This window comes from Alteromonas sp. CH_MED4-4, assembly GCF_037029575.1.
GTDB classification, from domain to species: Bacteria; Pseudomonadota; Gammaproteobacteria; order Enterobacterales; family Alteromonadaceae; genus Alteromonas; species Alteromonas macleodii.
Window position 1 is genome coordinate 298,820 of record NZ_JAYMEU010000001.1, and the last position, 17,480, is coordinate 316,299.

The following is a 17,480-nucleotide window of genomic DNA, read 5'->3' on the forward strand; positions in this document are numbered from 1 at the left end:
CGTAGTGTTTAAAAGACGTACAACCGGAGAGTAAGTATGTTCGAATTAATGGATAGTCACGGCGAAGAAGCCGTAATCAAAGTCATCGGTGTCGGTGGCGGCGGCGGCAATGCCGTTGAGCACATGGTGTCTCAAAGCATTGAAGGCGTAGAATTTATTGCAGTTAACACCGATGCACAGGTGCTTCGCAGCTCAAGTGCAGACGTTACACTTCAAATTGGCTCAAGTGTAACAAAAGGGTTAGGTGCGGGTGCTGATCCGAACATTGGTCGAGAAGCAGCACAAGAAGACAGAGAAACCATTCGTCAGGCGCTAGACGGTGCAGACATGGTTTTCATTACTGCCGGTATGGGCGGTGGTACAGGAACGGGCGCAGCGCCAGAAGTGGCAAAAATTGCTCGTGAAATGGGCATTCTTACGGTAGCGGTAGTTACCAAGCCATTCCCATTTGAAGGTAAAAAACGCACCTCGTTTGCGGAACAGGGCATTGTTGAGTTGTCTAACAACGTTGACTCGCTAATTACCATTCCTAATGAAAAGCTGTTAAAAGTAATGGGTCCAGGCACGCCGCTTCTTCAAGCGTTTAGCGCTGCAAATGACGTATTACGCGGTGCAGTTCAAGGTATTGCTGAACTGATTACCCGTCCTGGTCTAATCAACGTTGACTTCGCAGACGTACGTACCGTTATGTCTGAGATGGGTAAAGCGATGATGGGTAGTGGCGCTGCAAGCGGTCCAGACCGTGCTGAAGAAGCTGCTGAAGCCGCGATTGCCAGCCCGCTTCTTGAAGATATCGATTTGTCAGGCGCGCGCGGTATTCTTGTGAATATCACTGCGGGTCCAGATTTCGCCATCGACGAGTTTGAGACTGTTGGTAACGCCGTTAAAGCGTTTGCCTCAGAGAATGCCACAGTGGTTGTGGGTACAGTGATCGATATGGAAATGACAGACGAGCTTCGCGTAACGGTTGTTGCAACCGGTATTGGCGCAGAGCGCAAGCCTGACATTTCGCTAGTAAGCTCTGAAGGCTCCCGTCTAACACAGCCTGCAAAAGAATACGGTAACACGCAATCAAGTGAACCACGTTCTGCAGTAGGCGGTACAGAGGGCAATCAGGCGCTGAAGGCCGACGACAGTGCACAGCCAGAAAATGATTTGGAATATTTAGATATTCCTGCATTTCTTCGTAAGCAGGCAGACTAATTTAGCTGCCTGAAACGGAAGGGAATTATTTCGCGTTTGTGATGTCTCACCTAGTAAGGTGTATTTATACAACGTGGAAAATTTCGCGTGGATAGGTTGATTAAATACGTAATCTGACAGAGTTAAATCCGTCAGAACGGGTGTTTTTTGACATGTGAGTAATAACTCACTATAATTCGCGCCCGCTTTTTTTAATAGGTAAAAGCTTAAGCAGATGATTAGACAACGTACAATCAAGCAATCGGTACAAGAGACCGGAATTGGGCTTCATAAAGGGGAAAAGGTCACAATGACTCTCCGACCTGCGCCAGCAAACACGGGTATCGTGTTTAGGCGTGTTGACCTTGAACCACATGTTGACATACCTTCGCGTGCGAACGCGGTAGGTAATACCATGCTGTGTACGTGCCTGAATAACGAAGACGGTGTGACTATCCAAACGGTAGAACACTTAGCGTCTGCGCTTGCAGGTTTAGGTATCGACAATATTATTGTTGAAGTAGACAGTAACGAGCTGCCAATTATGGACGGAAGTGCTAGCCCGTTCGTATTCTTGCTTCAATCTGCCGGTATCGAAGAGCTAAACGCGCCTAAGCAATTTATTCGTATTAAAAAGCCAGTTCGTGTAGAAGATGGCGATAAGTGGGCCGAATTAGTGCCTTATGACGGTTTCCGCGTTGATTTCCAAATTGACTTTGATCATCCTGTGATCAGTCAAACTCGTCAGCATATGGTGATGGATTTTGATTCATGCTCATATGTAAGCGAAGTTAGCCGTGCACGAACTTTTGGTTTTATGCGCGACTTAGAGTACATGAATGCTAACAACCTAGCGTTGGGTGGCAGCATGGAAAACGCAGTGGCGTTGGACGAATTCCGCGTACTCAACCCTGAAGGGTTGCGCTATGACGATGAGTTCTTAAAGCATAAGATTTTGGATGCTATCGGTGACTTATACCTTGGCGGCCATAGTCTAATTGGTGAATTGCGTGCGTACAAAACAGGCCATGGTCTGAATAACAAGCTATTAAATGCAGTACTTGCGCAAAAAGAGTGTTGGGAGTTCGTGACCTACGACTCACAGGAAACAGCACCAATTCGTTATGCTCAGCCCGCATTAGCGTAAGAATTTTAGAAAGCCGCCTTACGGGCGGCTTTTTTTCGTATGGCATTTAGTGAAATAAATGATACAGTAGCCGAATAATTAATATAAATTTCACCCATGTGACATAAAAACTATAGGTCGAAGGTTGTCGCCTTTGGCTAAAAACACATTCATCGTTGTATGAAGTGGTATGAAAAGAGTGGCGTGAAACAGCAATTTTCTTCGTGGTATGAAACTAACAATTACACTCGCTGGTAAAAATAAACGCTATAGGCACAGTATTAGTGTCCGTACGCTTGTGAGCGCAACAGTGCTCTCGTCTATTTTTATGCTAGTGTCGAGCCGTTCAACAGAATCGGTATCAGAAGATATTGCACGAGTTCGTTTGGCGCAGACTGAAGTCAACGAGCGACAAAAAGACGTTGAAGCGTTAAAACAGCAAACAACGGTCAAATTACAAGCTTTGCTTTCTCACGTCGCAGAGTTATCTGCGCAGGCTACATTGCTAGACGAGAAAGGTAAGCAAATCGCAACAGAATTAGGTATGTCAGCGGCTGACCTGGACGCTTTCGTACCGGTATCGATACCGGATAACCTTCAAGACGATCCCATCCTTCACGAAATAGCCAAACTAGAGCAATCACTCGATTTGAAGTCTCAACAGTTGTCTATGCTTGAAAGTTTGGTCAGGGGTCACCATATCCACGAACAGAGCCAATTATCTGGTCGTCCGATAGAGTCAGGGTGGTTGTCTTCTTATTATGGTATGCGGGCCGACCCGTTTACCGGCGAACCAACTATGCACAAAGGGCTAGATTTCGCTGGTAAGGCAGGGGAAAACGTAGTGGCAACTGCTGCAGGTATTGTGACCTGGGCGGGTGATCGCTACGGCTATGGCCAACTTGTAGAAATTGATCACGGTGATGGTTTTGTTACCCGCTATGGGCATAACGACACCCTTACTGTCTCAATAGGCGACGTGGTAACCAAAGGGGAACCTATCGCTAAAATGGGCAATACGGGGCGCTCAACGGGCGTTCATGTTCACTACGAAGTAATAAGAAACGGAAAACAAGTCGATCCTCTGCCTTTTGTCTACAAAAAGTAGCATAGGTAGCAGCCAGGTAATTCTCGTAGACGGTGCCTTTATTTATTAAAAGTCACCTAAAACGAAGAAGCATAATTTTAGAACATCGCAAAACACAACGTGGTTACCGTTGTGTTTTATACGTTTAATTTAGCTGTGCACATTGTGCGGCGCCTCGACAAGTAGTGGAATAATAAAGCTAATGTTTTCAAGCATCCTTCGAAAAGTATTCGGTAGTAGAAACGACCGACTATTAAAAAAATTACGCAAAAACGTAGATGCCATCAATGCACTGGAAGCAGAATTTGAAAAGCTTTCCGATGAGGCGCTAAAGGCTAAGACAGACGAATTTAAAGCGCGTATTGAAAAGGGTGAAACCCTTGACGATATTCTTGTAGAAGCCTTCGCTACTGTGCGTGAAGCAAGTAAACGCGTATACGGCATGCGTCACTTCGACGTTCAGATGCTAGGTGGTCAAGTACTTCACCAAGGTAAAATTTCAGAAATGCGCACGGGTGAAGGTAAGACGCTAACTGCTACCTTGCCAACTTACCTTAATGCTTTGTCTGGCAAAGGGGTTCACGTTGTTACTGTGAATGATTACCTTGCTCGTCGTGATGCTGAGTGGAGTAACCAGTTATTTACTTACCTAGGTATGCGTGTGGGCTGTAACGTGCCTGGTATGTCGCCGCAGCAAAAGCGTGAAGCTTATCAAGCTGACGTAACCTATGGTACGAACAACGAATTTGGTTTTGACTACCTTCGTGACAATATGGCATTTAGCCCACAAGACCGCGTACAGCGCCCGCTTAACTATGCGGTAGTGGATGAGGTTGACTCAATTCTTATCGACGAAGCCCGTACACCACTTATTATTTCTGGTCAGGCCGAAGATAGCTCAGAGCTGTATCGCCGCATCAACACCATTATTCCTAAACTTGTTCAGCAAGAAAAAGAGGATGAAGAAGGCCAAGAGGGCGATGGTGACTACACGATTGACCTTAAGGCAAAACAAATTCATCTTACCGAGCGCGGTCAAATTCACGTTGAGGAAATTCTTCAACAAGAGGGCATGCTACCTGAAGGCGAGTCGCTGTTTGCTGCAGGTAATATTTCACTGCTTCATCATATTAACGCTGCGCTTCGTGCACACAAGTTGTTTGCTAAAGACGTAGACTACATCGTTAAAGAAGACCAAATCGTTATTGTTGACGAGCATACGGGTCGTACGATGGAAGGCCGTCGCTGGTCTGAAGGTCTGCACCAAGCTGTAGAAGCGAAAGAAGGGGTTCGTATTCAAAACGAAAACCAAACCCTTGCGTCAATTACCTTCCAGAATTACTTCCGCTTGTATAACAAGCTTGCGGGTATGACAGGTACAGCAGATACAGAAGCCTTCGAATTTAACCATATTTACGGCTTAGAAACGGTAGTTATTCCGACAAACCGTCCTATGCAGCGTAAAGATATGGCTGACCTCATCTACCTAACGGCAGAAGAAAAATACGAAGCCATTGTTGAAGACATTAAAGAGTGCGTTAAACGCGGTCAACCTACGCTTGTGGGTACTGTGTCTATCGAGAATTCAGAACTCATTTCTCGCATTCTTAAGAAGTCGAAAATTCCTCATAAAGTGCTTAACGCTAAGTTCCACGAACACGAAGCAGATATCGTCGCTCAGGCTGGTAAGCCAGGCGCGGTTACGATTGCGACTAACATGGCAGGTCGTGGTACCGATATCGTGTTAGGTGGTAACTGGCAGGCAGAAGTAGAAAAGATTGAAAATCCAACTGAAGCGCAAATCGAGAAGATCAAAGCCGAATGGAAAGAAAGCCATGACGCTGTGCTTGCCTCAGGTGGTTTACACATTATTGGTACAGAGCGTCACGAGTCTCGCCGTATTGATAACCAGCTTCGCGGTCGTTCAGGCCGTCAGGGTGACCCCGGTTCAAGCCGTTTCTACCTGTCATTAGACGATGCACTTATGCGTATCTTTGCCTCTGAAAAAATGGGCAACATGATGAAGCGTTTAGGTATGGAGCGCGGTGAAGCCATTGAGCATCCGTGGGTAACTCGCGCCATCGAGAATGCACAGCGCAAAGTAGAAGGTCGTAACTTCGACATTCGTAAGCAGTTGCTTGAATACGATGATGTGGCTAACGATCAGCGTAAAGTCATCTACGAGCAGCGCAATGAGCTTCTTGATGAAGGCGATATTAGCGAGACTATCGTGGCTATTCGTGAAGACGTTATTTCAAGTGTTGTCGATGAGTACATTCCGCCACAGTCTCTAGAAGAAATGTGGGATGTAAGCGGACTTGAAGAGCGCATGCGTGCCGATTTCGCCGTAGACTTGCCAATCAAGACTTGGCTTGAAAATGACGACAAACTTTACGAAGAGAAGCTTCGCGAGCGTATTCTTGGCGAAGTCGTTGATGCTTATAAGCAGAAAGAAGCGGTAGTGGGCGAGCAGGTACTGCGCCAGTTTGAAAAAGCGGTAATGCTTCAAAACCTAGACAGCCATTGGAAAGAGCATTTGGCGGCAATGGATCACCTGCGCCAGGGTATTCATTTACGCGGCTATGCGCAGAAAAATCCTAAGCAAGAATACAAGCGTGAGTCGTTTGCTTTGTTCTCACAAATGTTAGAAGCGCTTAAAGTTGAAGTGATCACTATTCTTGCGCGTGTAAAAGTACAAGCTGAAGAAGACGTGCAAAAAGTAGAAGAACAACGTCGTCAAGCTGACGATGTGCCAAAGAACTTCGAGCACGAAGAAGCGAACGCAACGCCAGAAGAGGCAAGTGACAAAGTACGTACGCAAGTTCGCGAAGGTGCGAAAGTGGGCCGTAATGACCCATGTCCTTGTGGCTCTGGTAAAAAGTATAAGCAGTGTCACGGCAAGCTCAAGTAATGAAAGTAGTACATGTTGCTGTGGGCGTTATCGCCCGCGGCGATGAAATATTCATTACTCTTCGCCCTGACAATGTTCATCAGGGCGGAAAATGGGAATTTCCCGGCGGCAAAGTAGAAGACGGTGAGACCGTTCTACAGGCGCTGAAGCGAGAGCTTGCTGAAGAAGTTGGGATTATTGTGAACCGCAGCGAGCCTGTGATTGTGATCACCCATGATTACGGCGACAAGCAAGTTAAACTAGATGTTCATCGCGTGTGTGATTTTACCGGCGAGCCGCACGGCAAAGAAGGCCAACAGTCGCGGTGGGTCAAGGTAACGTCACTAAACGCCTCTGACTTTCCTGAAGCAAACGTTCCCATAATTAACGCTTTACAATAGTTCTGCGTTATCCACCGTACAAAGTGAAGCGGCGTTCAGCCGCTTTTTTCTTATACCTAAGTATAAGTTGCTAATTCCTCAGTAATTTTTTTGAAAATTAATCTCAATCCTCAGAAGCGCATTAGACTATTGTACTTTGACAAAGTCGCTAGCATCATCTTTCTAGAACACGCGTATATAAGTTTTTGATTTTATATTGATATGTAAAAAAGTGTCATTTACGACATTTGCGCCATTTTGCCGTTGAATTATGTTTCTACGGAAACAACGTACCCCTCTCCATACAAACGTATTTCGTTTAATACATTAATGCGCCCGGTTCTCAACGATATTTGAATAGTGTTTTTACAGCCATTCACATATCGAGGTTACTTATGGCGCTCAAAAAATCTACCGAACAAACAGTCGCACCAGCAGTGCGAGTTGATGCAAAGATGCGTAAAGAAGCGGAAGAGGAGCGCCGCAAAGCAAGAACACTCGCGAGGCAGCAGCAAGCCGCAGAGCGCGTTGCTTCCGCCACGACTGAATTAGCAAGTGGTATAAATCAGGCCTCAAGCGCAACCGATCAGTTATCCACTGCAGTTAACGAAATTGCAGCAGGCGCTGAAGAATCGAGCAGTGCAAGCCAAGAAAGCTTAGCGGCTATCACTCAGATTTCAGGTGGCCTTGTTGCACAGCTTGAATTGGCAGGCTCGACAATGGACAAAACCAACGAGCTTCAAACCTATCTTGAACGCGTTGTCGGTGATTTAAGCACCATGATGACCAGCGTTAAAACCGCATCTGAGCATCAATCACGCTCAGTGGTCATGATGAGCGAGTTAGAGCAACAAGCATCAAACATCGGCGAAGCTGTCAAACAAGTGACCCGCATTGCCGATCAGACGAACTTGCTAGCGCTTAACGCTGCTATTGAAGCGGGACGGGCTGGTAAGCACGGAAAGGGATTTGCTGTAGTCGCCGATACAGTTCGCGCGCTCGCAGAAGTGTCAGACAAGAGCGCTGCAGATATAGCTAAGCAGATAGAGCGTATTCAACAGCAATCTAACAGTGTCTCTGATGCCGTTAAATCATCATCGCAAGCGGCGCTTGAGGAAGTGACCAAAGGCCAAGCGGTTACCGAGCAACTTATCACCATAAAATCAGACATGCAGAGCATTGCTGACGGTGCGGGTGAACTACAGGCACAAGTCAAATCGATGGATGCAGCGGCTAAAGAAATTCAAACTGGTTCAGAAGCAATCTCGTGCGCGGCCGACGAGCAGTCAACCGCTGCCCAGGAAGTGTCATCTAATGTCTCTGAGCAGAGTGTTGCTTTGTCTCAAGCTGAACAGGCTGCACAGTCACTAGAAATAATTACCGAAGAGCTTAAAAACAGCACAGACATTAACAAGAGCGCAGAAGAGGTGGCATCGTCAGCTGAAGAGCTGTCAGCAACCCTCGAAGAAATCAATCGCTCATCAAGTGAAATAATGACGGCGTTGACTCAAGTGAATAACGGTTCGCAGCAGGCAGCAAGCTCTGTCGACCAAGCCGTGGGAAATATCGACCTGTTAAGAGAAGGTGTTGATAAAGCCTCTGCGCAGTGTGATGTAGCGTTAGAGAAAGGCAATGCTATTACTGGATTACTTAAAGAAAACCGTGCGCTGATTGAGGGAATGGTTAGCGGCATAAATCTGGCCCTTGAAACTAGCAAAGAAAATGTGAGTGCTATCAGTGAGATGGAAGTCATGACGCGCCAAATAGACAAGGTTATCGACACTATTACCACCGTATCAGTGAAAACCAGCATGTTGGCAGTAAACGGCGCAGTAGAAGCGGCGCGAGCAGGTGAGTATGGCAAAGGTTTTGCGGTCGTGTCTGCAGATATTCAAAGCCTAGCAGATGAAGCTGCTGAAAATGTAGAGCAGATAAAAGACCTCATCAAAGCCATTCAAGACCAGACAATGAGCGTAAAAACAGACTTAACTAATGTTGCTGAAAGTGCATCTAGAGAGGTCATGAAAGCGAAGCAAACTACGCAAGATGTCGAGCAAATTGCGACTGATATCGACGAAGTTGTGCAATATAACCAGGCAATGAAAGAGCGGGGTGAAGAAATTGCCGCGGGTGTTACACAGGCCCAGCGGGGACTAGAGCAAATTGCGACGGCAAATGAGCAAGCGAGCAGTAACTGTCAGCAGGCACTTAACGCAGCAGACCAGCAAAGTAAAGGCATGGAAGTGTTGGCCAAGTCCATTGAAGAAATTGCTTCAGTGGCTGACGAAATGCAAAACGGCTAATCCATAGCGCTTGTGTCTAATAGAGGAGCTTGCCTCATGAGTAACGAAAATACGAATAACGAGACCGCAAACGAAACTGAGCCAATGTCAGGTGGTGAACAACAGTTCGTGTCCTTCATGGTCAACGAGGAGCGTTTCACTTTTCCTATGCTTGCGGTGGGCGAAATCATTCGCGTACCGACTATGGTGTCTGTCCCCCTTGGTCCCGCACAAATGATTGGCTTAGCAAACTTACGTGGGAACGTATTGCCCGTGTATGACTTAAGCACAATCTTACTTGGAGCGAAGTCACAAGAGAGTGACGTTACCCGCGTAGTTGTAGTGGAGTCTGAGCTTGGTAGCGTAGGATTTCTGGTAGACAGAGTACTGCGCGTCTACAGTGTTAGCAGCGATGCTGTTATCGATAAAACCTCAATGACGGATTCTATCGCCTACGACTATATGCAGGGCATCATTAAACAAAGCGACCAGCCTGTAGAGCAAATCCTTGATGTTTCTGCGCTTGCAAAAGCACAGGCAGTCATCAAGCAAGATGGCAATACTATGCAGCTGTCGGGAATGCAGCATATTGATAACGATGCGCCTGAAGATTCTCAAGAGGACGAAAATTTACAGCAGTTAGTGTGCTTCTCACTAGAGGAACAAGAGTTCGCATTTCACCTTCAAGATGTAGAAGAAATTGTGCGTGTTCCCGCAGAGATATCGCAACTTCCGGATAGTGCACCTTCTGTTTTGGGGCTGGTCAATCTGCGCGGCCGCATCATTCCCATTGTCGACTTGTCGAACTCCATTGGCATGATGCGCACTGAAATTAACGAAGCATCGCGCATTGTAGTAACGCAAAACAGTGAGTTTGGTAGCGTTGGCTTTGTGGTAGCCAAAGTCAGTAATGTGGTGTCTATTTCTGAAGCTGAACTGGAATCTGTTCCTTCGGTATGTAATGACGGCGCGGAATCGGGGCTGCTTGAAGCGGTCTACCGCAGCGATGGCGGCAAACGTCTGGTGTCTATTATCAACCTTTCTAACATCTACAGCCGTGCGCTGATGAGCGCTTTAACCAGTCTTGATGCCGATATTCAGCAGGAGTCTCAAATGAATGATGGCAACGATTTAGCAATTGATGAAGATGACTGCGAGCAATACGTCATCTTTTGGATTAATGGGCAAGAATACGGTGTAAGCATTGACGATACGCAAGAGATTACTCGAGTACCTGAAAAGCTTGAAAGTGTGCCGAGTACGCCAGATTACCTGAAAGGCATTGTTAACCTTCGCGGTACGGTGTTGCCGGTTATCGACTTGCGCAGCCGCTTAGGTATGCCGTGCAGCGAAACGTCAGAACGTCAGCGCATCGTTGTTCTTACTAAAGATAAACAGCGTACCGGGTTCATCGTTGATGGTGTTGCCGAAGTGAAGACCGTCGTTAGACAGACTATTGAAGAAGCGCCTTCTCTTTCTGAGATGCAATCTGAGTTCTTAAACCGCCTGATTAAGCTGAATGATGAAAAACGCATTATTCAAATTATCGAGCCCAAAGTCTTGCTCGATGACAATGCGGTATCTAAAGCTCAAGAGCAATGCTAGCTAATATTCGAGGTTATTTATGACAGTAAAAGTACTTATCGTCGACGATTCCGCGTTAATGCGAAAGCTGTTTACGCAACTCTTCGAGAAAGAGGGCTTTATTGTTCAAGTAGCACGTAACGGCGAAGAAGCGCTAACTAAAGCTGTAGAGTTCGAGCCAGACTGTATAACACTGGACATTAATATGCCGGTAATGGATGGCATGACGTGTCTGGCGATGCTCAAGAAACTTTATCCTTGTCCTATTATCATGGTGTCTTCGCTCACGCAAAAGGGGGCCACCATTACCCTAGAGGCACTCGCGCTTGGCGCAAGTGACTTTGTGTTAAAAACAGGGGGCACTGTTTCGCGGGATATTTCAGATTTAGAGGCGCCTTTAATAAACAAAATTCACGCCCTAGCCAAAACTGGCAAACCACAGCGTCCTACAATTAAACCGCCCCCAGTCGTGACACAAAAAGTTGTTCGCCACAAAACGAGCGTACCCTTTGAAGTCGTGCTGGTAGGCGTTTCCACTGGTGGTCCCAAAAAGCTTGAACACCTGGTAGCTAACTTAAGCCCCGCATTTCCGGTTCCTATCGTTATTTCACAGCACATGCCAGCCTCTTTCACCAGTGCGCTGGCTAAGCGCTTGGACGGAATCAGTCCGCTCAACGTGGTTGAGGTGAATGCGAAGATGCCCATAAAGGCTGGCAATGTTTATCTTGCAAAAGGGGATGCTGATCTTGCCTTCTCAAAAGTCGGCGGTGAAGTCTCAGCGCGCCCTGTGCCATCAAGCCCAAGTTTTCTGTGGCATCCAAGTGTGGATCGTATGGTAGACAGCGCACTTAACTGCTACAAGCCACTTTCTATGCTGTGCGTACAGCTGACCGGAATGGGGTGTGATGGTGTTGCCGCTATGAGCAAAGCGTTTAAAGAAGGTGCGACAACGATCGCAGAGAGTGAGGCGACCTCAGTTGTCTTCGGTATGCCGAAAGAGCTTATTGAAGCGGGTTGCGCCAGCTTCGTACTAGATAGTCCCAAAGTCGCATCTAAATTGAATGCGCTTTGTCGTTAAGAGGAGAAGTAATTATGGGTCTCAAGAAGAAAGTAGAACCTATTGCCGATGTTTCCGATGACTTTGAGGAAAAGCGCGAACACCCTCGAACGAAAGAGCAACTCATTAGCGACCTAAACTCGAGCGACAGTGATGTGCGCCGGTGGGCAGTAAGAGATTTGAGTGGCCAAAAAGATGCGCACGACGCCTTCATATATCGATTGCCACAAGAAGATGACCCAACAGTGATCGAGGCCTTATTTAGTGCGCTCGAGCATGATATGACTCAAAGTCATGCCTCGCAGGTTATTACCATGCTTAAAAGCGAACACGTGCAATTGCGAAATGGGGCTATTGAGCTTATGCAGCAAAACCCTGATATTTTTGCTGCGAATGTCAATTTACTCATGCACGACGAGGACCCTGACACCCGTATTTTCTGCGTAGACATTATAGGTGCGGTTGCTCACATAGATGCAGTGAACTGGCTGCACCAATTCGCTCTAAATGACGACAATGAAAACGTTGTGGGTACTGCACTGGACAAACTGGCTGAAATTGCTGATGTGTCTACTTTGGATATTTTGCAAACTGTTGAAAGCCGATTTCCGAATCATAACTACATTCAGTTTGTTATTTCACTAATTCGTAATCAAGTGAGAAACGCCGATGAATAGTGTAGCACTAGACAAAATAGGTGCTGCCGATTTCGAACGGTTTCGCTCTATGTTTTACCGAAAAACCGGGATCCACTTCGAAGACTCGAAGCGCTATTTTGTAGACAAACGTCTCCATGAACGCATGAAGGCTACAGGTCATACGAGCTTTAAAGGTTACTTCACTTACATGCGATTCCAAGCGTCAGGTGAAGAATTTCAAAACCTCGTGAATTCAATGACTGTCAATGAAACGTATTTCTTTCGCGAAGAATATCAATTTGAAGCGATGACAAGAGAAATAATGGATGAGTTAGACGGTTATCGTCCTGCCGGAGAAGATTTACGCATTTGGTCAGTACCCTCGAGTACGGGCGAAGAGCCTTACTCAATAGCGATATATCTTATCGAGTATTGGAAAGGGTTGGCGCACAGAGATGTAGAGCTCATCTCTTCTGATATTGACAGCAACGTGCTGGCATCAGCAAAAAAAGGGCTTTATTCCAAGCGCTCTGTTCAGAACATTCCGCTCCCACTGGTGAAGAAATATTTCAAAGAAATCAATGGGCAATTCCAGCTTAGTGATGACATACGTGAGTCCGTATCCTTTACGCTCGCGAATATTTTATCCGCAAATAATATGAAGCAGTTTAGGCATTTTGACCTCATTTTTTGCCGAAACTTGCTCATTTATTTTGATGATGAATCGCGTAAGAAGGCGGCGCAGGTACTCTTTGATGCGATGAAACCAGGTGGATACATTTTTTTAGGGCACAGCGAATCTATGAGCCGTATTTCGTCTATGTTTAAAGTACGCAAATTCGGTGATGTGATTGCTTACCAGAAGCCACTTACAGGAGGGGCATAACATGAAAACAGTAATGATTGTTGATGATGCCTCTACGGTAAGAATGTTCCACAAAATGCTGGTGACTTCGCCAGACAGAATTATCGAAGAGGCGGAGAATGGTGTAGAAGCGCTTGAGAAAGCTATAGGTACAAATGTGGACTTGTTTCTTGTTGATGTGAACATGCCAAAGATGGACGGTTATAGGCTATGTAAGGAAATACGGCTCAATGAGGCACTACGTGCGGTTCCCATTATCATGATAAGCACCGAGTCGGCTAATCAAGATGCCGAACGAGCCTATCAATGTGGGGCAAACTATTACATGACGAAGCCTGTGGATGCAGACACGTTGAAGTCAGTAGTAAGTGCAGTGATTGGGGGGGAAGCCAATGAGTGAATTACTTGATGTGTTTATTGGCGAGTCCCGCGAGAATTTAGAGTCGGCGAGCCAAGAGCTTTTAGAAATTCAATCGTCGGGCCCAGCTTCTGAGCGTGTAGACAAAATTTTTCGCGACCTGCACACCATTAAAGGTTCTTCTGATTTATTTGATATTAAACCTTTGACTCGCTTGGCTCACGCAGCAGAAGATTTGCTTGATAGTGTAAGGTCTAACGAGGTCACCTACAGCGATGATATAGGCGATTTGTTGCTTGAAGCCTTAGACCAAATTTCAATATGGTTCGACGAGCTCGAAGTAGGTTCTCAGAATGTAGAGCAATGGAAACCAATATCGGCACAGCTTAGTGCTCAATTAAGACACTTTATCGACCCGACAGCATCGAGTGAAGTCGATGAAAGCAGCGCCACGGTTAACAACGAAAGCCCAATAGCAGACTTGCAAACGCTAAGCGAAGAGCACATAGTACTGATCGCCAGTTTTGGTAGAAACGCTGACTTAGACCTACTTTGTAAAGCGACTGGCCCAGACTGCTATTTCATTCAGTACACGCCCGACGAAGGCTGCTTCTTTCGCGGAGAAGACCCAATAAATGTCACCGTAGCCTTACCTGGAATAAAGGCGTTTAATATTGAAATGCCCGAATTAGGCGAAGATGCAGATATCTATAACTGTTTCACTTCAATCAAAGCGCTTGGCGTTGCCGGCGAAGATGAAATTAAACAGCATATGGCGTATTACGAGGGGCAGTACTCTTGCGTTAGTTTTTCCACTCAAGCCTTAAAAGCTGCATGCACCGGTAAAATTCAAAAGTGCGTCGAGACTATCGACGACGAAACCTTAAACAGTGCCCTGAATGACACAGACATAGACCAAGTGCATGCTAGCGCTGGACTACTGCTTGCCTCACTGAACTTTAACAACAGCGAAGATGATAGCGCTAATAGGGCTGTGCTGAGCCTGCTATCTTCAATCGACGATTTGAGTTTTCTTAATAACGAAATCCGAGAGGATGGATGTTCAGGTAAAGACACTAATAAGAATGCGTCTCCTGAAGTCGGTAATAGTTCGGCAAACGAAGCATACGACTCGAAGAGCGATGCGTCTAAGCCAAAAACCTTAGCGTTGCATGAACGAGCAATGCTGACACAACAGCTCACATTACTAAATTCGGATAACTATAAATCTGAGTTCATGTTTCCTTCTATCGCAGGGCTGGTGGGTAATATTCTGGGCGCTGAGTTTGAAAATGAGGACGCGCTGGCGGTTGCCATTAGTAATGCGTTAGATGAGGAAACAATTCAAGCGCAAACAAATGACGAGCAAGCACATCAAACGTCGAATGACGCGACGGCTGAGGCAACACAGCCAGCTAATACACAGCAAGCTAACGGACTAGAAACGATAGAAGACACAGCTGCCCCTGTAAAAGCTGAACGCCAAGCGGTGAAAATGCTCAAGGTCGATCAGTCAAAAATAGATTACTTAATGGACATTGTTGGCGAGCTAACCGTTGCCAAAAATTCTCTGCCTTATCTTGCAAAGCAGGCAGAAGAAGAGGGAGGCAGTAGAAAGCTCAGTAAGCAAATCAAAGCCCATTTTTCCATTGTTAACCGATTAACAGAATCGCTCCAAAGTGCAGTGCTTCAGATTCGTATGGTGCCTGTTTCCCACGTATTTCAACGCTACCCTCGCTTAGTGCGGGATTTAGCCAGAAAGCTCGATAAAAAAATCGAGTTGTGTATGCAGGGGGAAGATACCGAGTTTGACAAAAATTTAATTGAGTCCTTATCTGAACCGCTTATTCACTTGCTAAGAAATAGCATAGATCACGGCATCGAGTCTCCTGCAGAGCGACTTGCAGCAGGAAAACCTGAAGTAGGTCGCATCGACCTCCTCGCAACGCCGCTTGATGATAGCGTAATCATAGAGATTCGCGATGATGGTAAAGGCATTGACCCTCAGAAAATAAAGCTTTTGGCATTTCAAAAAGGGGTTATCAGCGAAACGCAGCTTGAAAACTTGGATGATAATGAAGCGCTACAATTAATCTTTGCCGCTGGTTTTTCTACGTCTGAGCAAGTGTCAGATTTATCTGGGCGCGGCGTTGGAATGGATGCGGTAAAAACGATGGTTAGTCAGGCCGGCGGCACAATCGAAATGCAAAGCGAAGTGGGAGTAGGAAGTACTTTCAAACTATTGCTGCCCCAAACTATGTCAGTGAACCGAGTAATGATGTTCGAAGTGAATGATCAAATGTTTGGTGTTGGAATGGATGCCGTTGTTGAGACTGTCAAAGTGCCTACTGCCGATATCCAGCGTATTCGCAACGAACACGTACTGGTTATCCGCGAAAAGCTCATACCTCTTTGTGACTTGCGTGAAGCGTTAGGTTTCGAAGCAGCCGAAGAAAGGGAAGAGCATTCAATTCTTGTGGTATCAACGCCTCAGGGAGAGTTTGGATTAATCATTGATAAATTTCACGAAGGGATTGACGTTATTCAAAAACCGCTCGAAGGCGTGTTGGCCGGATACGCTCACTTCTCGGGAACGGCGCTGCTTGGCGACGGGCGTGTGTTATTGATTATCAACGTTCAAGAGGTATTAGCAAAATGCCTATAGCTTACAAAAAGAAAGTCGCGGTCATGACCGGGCACTGTGAAATAGAAGAAGCTGAAGCGCTCTTTGCTTGGTTGAATGAAGAGACTGCCCGACAAGTTAATTTAAAAGCCTTAGGTAGCGCACATACTGCTGTGTATCAGGTATTGCTAGCTAAGAAGCCAAAAGTGAGCGTGTGGCCTGAAGCCGATGCACTATATTGGCTGACTGAAATGATGCAAAACAAGCAGAGTAAAGTGTGGTTCGAATGAGAGTGATCACGGTAGCTAATCGCAAAGGCGGTACGGCGAAAACCACCACGGTGGTAAATCTTGCTTATGGCTTCGCACAAGCGAATAAACGGGTCATTGTGTTGGATCTTGATAATCAAGGCCATGTTATGCATGGCTTAAAAGCACTAGGATGCGTTCAACAAAGCGATATAACTGAACTGCCTCTCAACACCTTCTTTACCTCTATTGTGAAGTGCGCTGACAACATATATGCGACCGATGTTGATACTTGTAATGCGAATACAAATGAAGAAATCACGCTAGATGTATTGCGTAACTGGTGCGACTCGGAAGCGGTAACGAAATATTTCGATATTGTTCTTATTGATACACCGCCGACATTGAGCCCGCAGCTTATGGCTGCGCTATCGGCAGCGACCGACATTATTATTCCAGCAACGCCCCTTCCACTGGCAAGTGACGGTGTTCAGAAACTGCTCAATGCGTGCAGAAATGCAATGGCGGAGCGAAAGTTTAGAGCAACCAAACTCACTATTTTACCCGTCATGGTAGAACAAAATCTAAAATTGCACAGACAGGAGTTAAGTAACTGGTACGGGCGCTATGGACGAAGCAAAGTGCTTAATCCCATTAGAAAGAGCATCAAACTCGCCGAGGCATTTGCAGAGAATAAGCCTGTATTTGCCTATGCTCCTAATAGTCGTGGCGCACATGACTATACTGAATTATGTAAACAATTAATTGGCTAACACGAGAGGTAATGCAATGAGCGCAATACACTTAGTAGATGACTCGGCCACCATGTTAATGAGCATGGAAATGTTATTAAAACGAGCGGGCTATACGGTCACAAAATCAGAGAGTGCGGAAGCGGCTATGACAGCCCTTGAATCAATCAGTCCTAAACTAATTATCACAGACTTAAACATGCCTGGCATGAACGGCATAGAGCTTATTAAAACGTTGAAACAGCAGTCTAAGTTCAGGTTCACACCCATGTTGATGTTAACCACTGAATCACAACAGAGTCGTCGAGAAGAAGCGAAAGCGGCGGGCGCGACAGGTTGGCTTGTTAAGCCTGTTGAGCCAGAGCAGTTATTAGGTGTAGTAAAGCAGTTGGTGCCAACTGCATAAGG

At 46.1% G+C, this 17,480-nt stretch carries 15 protein-coding genes; all 15 read left to right on the forward strand.

All coding sequences use genetic code 11. From position 1 onward, the window contains the following. The first annotated feature begins 36 nt into the window (after positions 1-36). The 15 genes from ftsZ to WA381_RS01380 all read left to right on the forward strand — a co-directional run bounded on the left by ftsZ (position 37) and on the right by WA381_RS01380 (position 17,478). Complete coding sequence (ftsZ, locus tag WA381_RS01310; RefSeq protein ID WP_014980042.1) at positions 37-1,203, forward strand: cell division protein FtsZ; 1,167 nt, start codon at positions 37-39, stop codon at positions 1,201-1,203. 214 nt (positions 1,204-1,417) lie between these two features. After that, entirely contained in the window at positions 1,418-2,329 is a 912-nt protein-coding gene (gene lpxC / locus WA381_RS01315; protein ID WP_014980041.1) for a UDP-3-O-acyl-N-acetylglucosamine deacetylase, read from the forward strand. Positions 2,330-2,537: 208 nt separating this feature from the next. Further along, positions 2,538-3,416: a M23 family metallopeptidase gene (locus tag WA381_RS01320; RefSeq protein WP_014950422.1), complete on the forward strand. Its 879-nt coding sequence runs from the start codon at positions 2,538-2,540 to the stop codon at positions 3,414-3,416. A 181-nt stretch (positions 3,417-3,597) separates the two neighbouring features. Beyond that, positions 3,598-6,306 (forward strand): preprotein translocase subunit SecA, encoded by a 2,709-nt coding sequence (secA, locus tag WA381_RS01325; RefSeq protein WP_156086806.1) that lies wholly within the window; start codon positions 3,598-3,600, stop codon positions 6,304-6,306. After that, complete coding sequence (gene mutT / locus WA381_RS01330) at positions 6,306-6,686, forward strand: 8-oxo-dGTP diphosphatase MutT (protein WP_101565594.1); 381 nt, start codon at positions 6,306-6,308, stop codon at positions 6,684-6,686. The genes secA and mutT overlap by 1 nt, the downstream gene beginning before the upstream one ends. 374 nt (positions 6,687-7,060) lie before the next feature. Next, on the forward strand, positions 7,061-8,968 hold the full coding sequence (locus tag WA381_RS01335; RefSeq protein WP_039227964.1) for a methyl-accepting chemotaxis protein: 1,908 nt from the start codon (positions 7,061-7,063) through the stop codon (positions 8,966-8,968). A 36-nt stretch (positions 8,969-9,004) separates the two neighbouring features. Beyond that, a complete protein-coding gene (locus tag WA381_RS01340; protein WP_039227966.1) occupies positions 9,005-10,552 on the forward strand; it encodes a chemotaxis protein CheW in 1,548 nt (515 codons plus the stop codon). Positions 10,553-10,571: 19 nt separating this feature from the next. After that, complete coding sequence (gene cheB / locus WA381_RS01345; RefSeq protein WP_156086805.1) at positions 10,572-11,609, forward strand: chemotaxis protein CheB; 1,038 nt, start codon at positions 10,572-10,574, stop codon at positions 11,607-11,609. A 14-nt stretch (positions 11,610-11,623) separates the two neighbouring features. Continuing rightward, complete coding sequence (locus tag WA381_RS01350) at positions 11,624-12,265, forward strand: HEAT repeat domain-containing protein (RefSeq protein ID WP_014950416.1); 642 nt, start codon at positions 11,624-11,626, stop codon at positions 12,263-12,265. Further along, a complete protein-coding gene (locus WA381_RS01355) occupies positions 12,258-13,112 on the forward strand; it encodes a CheR family methyltransferase (RefSeq protein ID WP_039227968.1) in 855 nt (284 codons plus the stop codon). Before WA381_RS01350 ends, WA381_RS01355 begins: the two co-directional genes overlap by 8 nt. A gap of 1 nt (position 13,113) precedes the next feature. Continuing rightward, positions 13,114-13,491, forward strand: coding sequence for a response regulator (locus WA381_RS01360; protein ID WP_014950414.1), 378 nt, complete (start codon positions 13,114-13,116; stop codon positions 13,489-13,491). Further along, positions 13,484-16,114 (forward strand): chemotaxis protein CheA, encoded by a 2,631-nt coding sequence (locus WA381_RS01365; RefSeq protein WP_156086804.1) that lies wholly within the window; start codon positions 13,484-13,486, stop codon positions 16,112-16,114. The genes WA381_RS01360 and WA381_RS01365 overlap by 8 nt, the downstream gene beginning before the upstream one ends. Then, positions 16,105-16,362, forward strand: a complete 258-nt coding sequence (locus WA381_RS01370) for a hypothetical protein (protein ID WP_156086803.1) — start codon at positions 16,105-16,107, stop codon at positions 16,360-16,362. The genes WA381_RS01365 and WA381_RS01370 overlap by 10 nt, the downstream gene beginning before the upstream one ends. Continuing rightward, the gene (locus tag WA381_RS01375) at positions 16,359-17,093 is read left to right on the forward strand and encodes a ParA family protein (protein ID WP_156086802.1); all 735 of its coding nucleotides are present in this window, start codon (positions 16,359-16,361) and stop codon (positions 17,091-17,093) included. The genes WA381_RS01370 and WA381_RS01375 overlap by 4 nt, the downstream gene beginning before the upstream one ends. A 16-nt stretch (positions 17,094-17,109) precedes the next feature. Next, a complete protein-coding gene (locus WA381_RS01380; RefSeq protein ID WP_014950410.1) occupies positions 17,110-17,478 on the forward strand; it encodes a response regulator in 369 nt (122 codons plus the stop codon). Positions 17,479-17,480: the final 2 nt, after the last annotated feature.

Coding starts and splice junctions, on each gene's coding strand:
- ftsZ (WP_014980042.1), top strand. CDS start 37: ATGTTCGAATTAATGGATAGTCACGGCGAAGAAGCCGTAATCAAAGTC.
- lpxC (WP_014980041.1), top strand. CDS start 1,418: ATGATTAGACAACGTACAATCAAGCAATCGGTACAAGAGACCGGAATT.
- WA381_RS01320 (WP_014950422.1), top strand. CDS start 2,538: ATGAAACTAACAATTACACTCGCTGGTAAAAATAAACGCTATAGGCAC.
- secA (WP_156086806.1), top strand. CDS start 3,598: ATGTTTTCAAGCATCCTTCGAAAAGTATTCGGTAGTAGAAACGACCGA.
- mutT (WP_101565594.1), top strand. CDS start 6,306: ATGAAAGTAGTACATGTTGCTGTGGGCGTTATCGCCCGCGGCGATGAA.
- WA381_RS01335 (WP_039227964.1), top strand. CDS start 7,061: ATGGCGCTCAAAAAATCTACCGAACAAACAGTCGCACCAGCAGTGCGA.
- WA381_RS01340 (WP_039227966.1), top strand. CDS start 9,005: ATGAGTAACGAAAATACGAATAACGAGACCGCAAACGAAACTGAGCCA.
- cheB (WP_156086805.1), top strand. CDS start 10,572: ATGACAGTAAAAGTACTTATCGTCGACGATTCCGCGTTAATGCGAAAG.
- WA381_RS01350 (WP_014950416.1), top strand. CDS start 11,624: ATGGGTCTCAAGAAGAAAGTAGAACCTATTGCCGATGTTTCCGATGAC.
- WA381_RS01355 (WP_039227968.1), top strand. CDS start 12,258: ATGAATAGTGTAGCACTAGACAAAATAGGTGCTGCCGATTTCGAACGG.
- WA381_RS01360 (WP_014950414.1), top strand. CDS start 13,114: ATGAAAACAGTAATGATTGTTGATGATGCCTCTACGGTAAGAATGTTC.
- WA381_RS01365 (WP_156086804.1), top strand. CDS start 13,484: ATGAGTGAATTACTTGATGTGTTTATTGGCGAGTCCCGCGAGAATTTA.
- WA381_RS01370 (WP_156086803.1), top strand. CDS start 16,105: ATGCCTATAGCTTACAAAAAGAAAGTCGCGGTCATGACCGGGCACTGT.
- WA381_RS01375 (WP_156086802.1), top strand. CDS start 16,359: ATGAGAGTGATCACGGTAGCTAATCGCAAAGGCGGTACGGCGAAAACC.
- WA381_RS01380 (WP_014950410.1), top strand. CDS start 17,110: ATGAGCGCAATACACTTAGTAGATGACTCGGCCACCATGTTAATGAGC.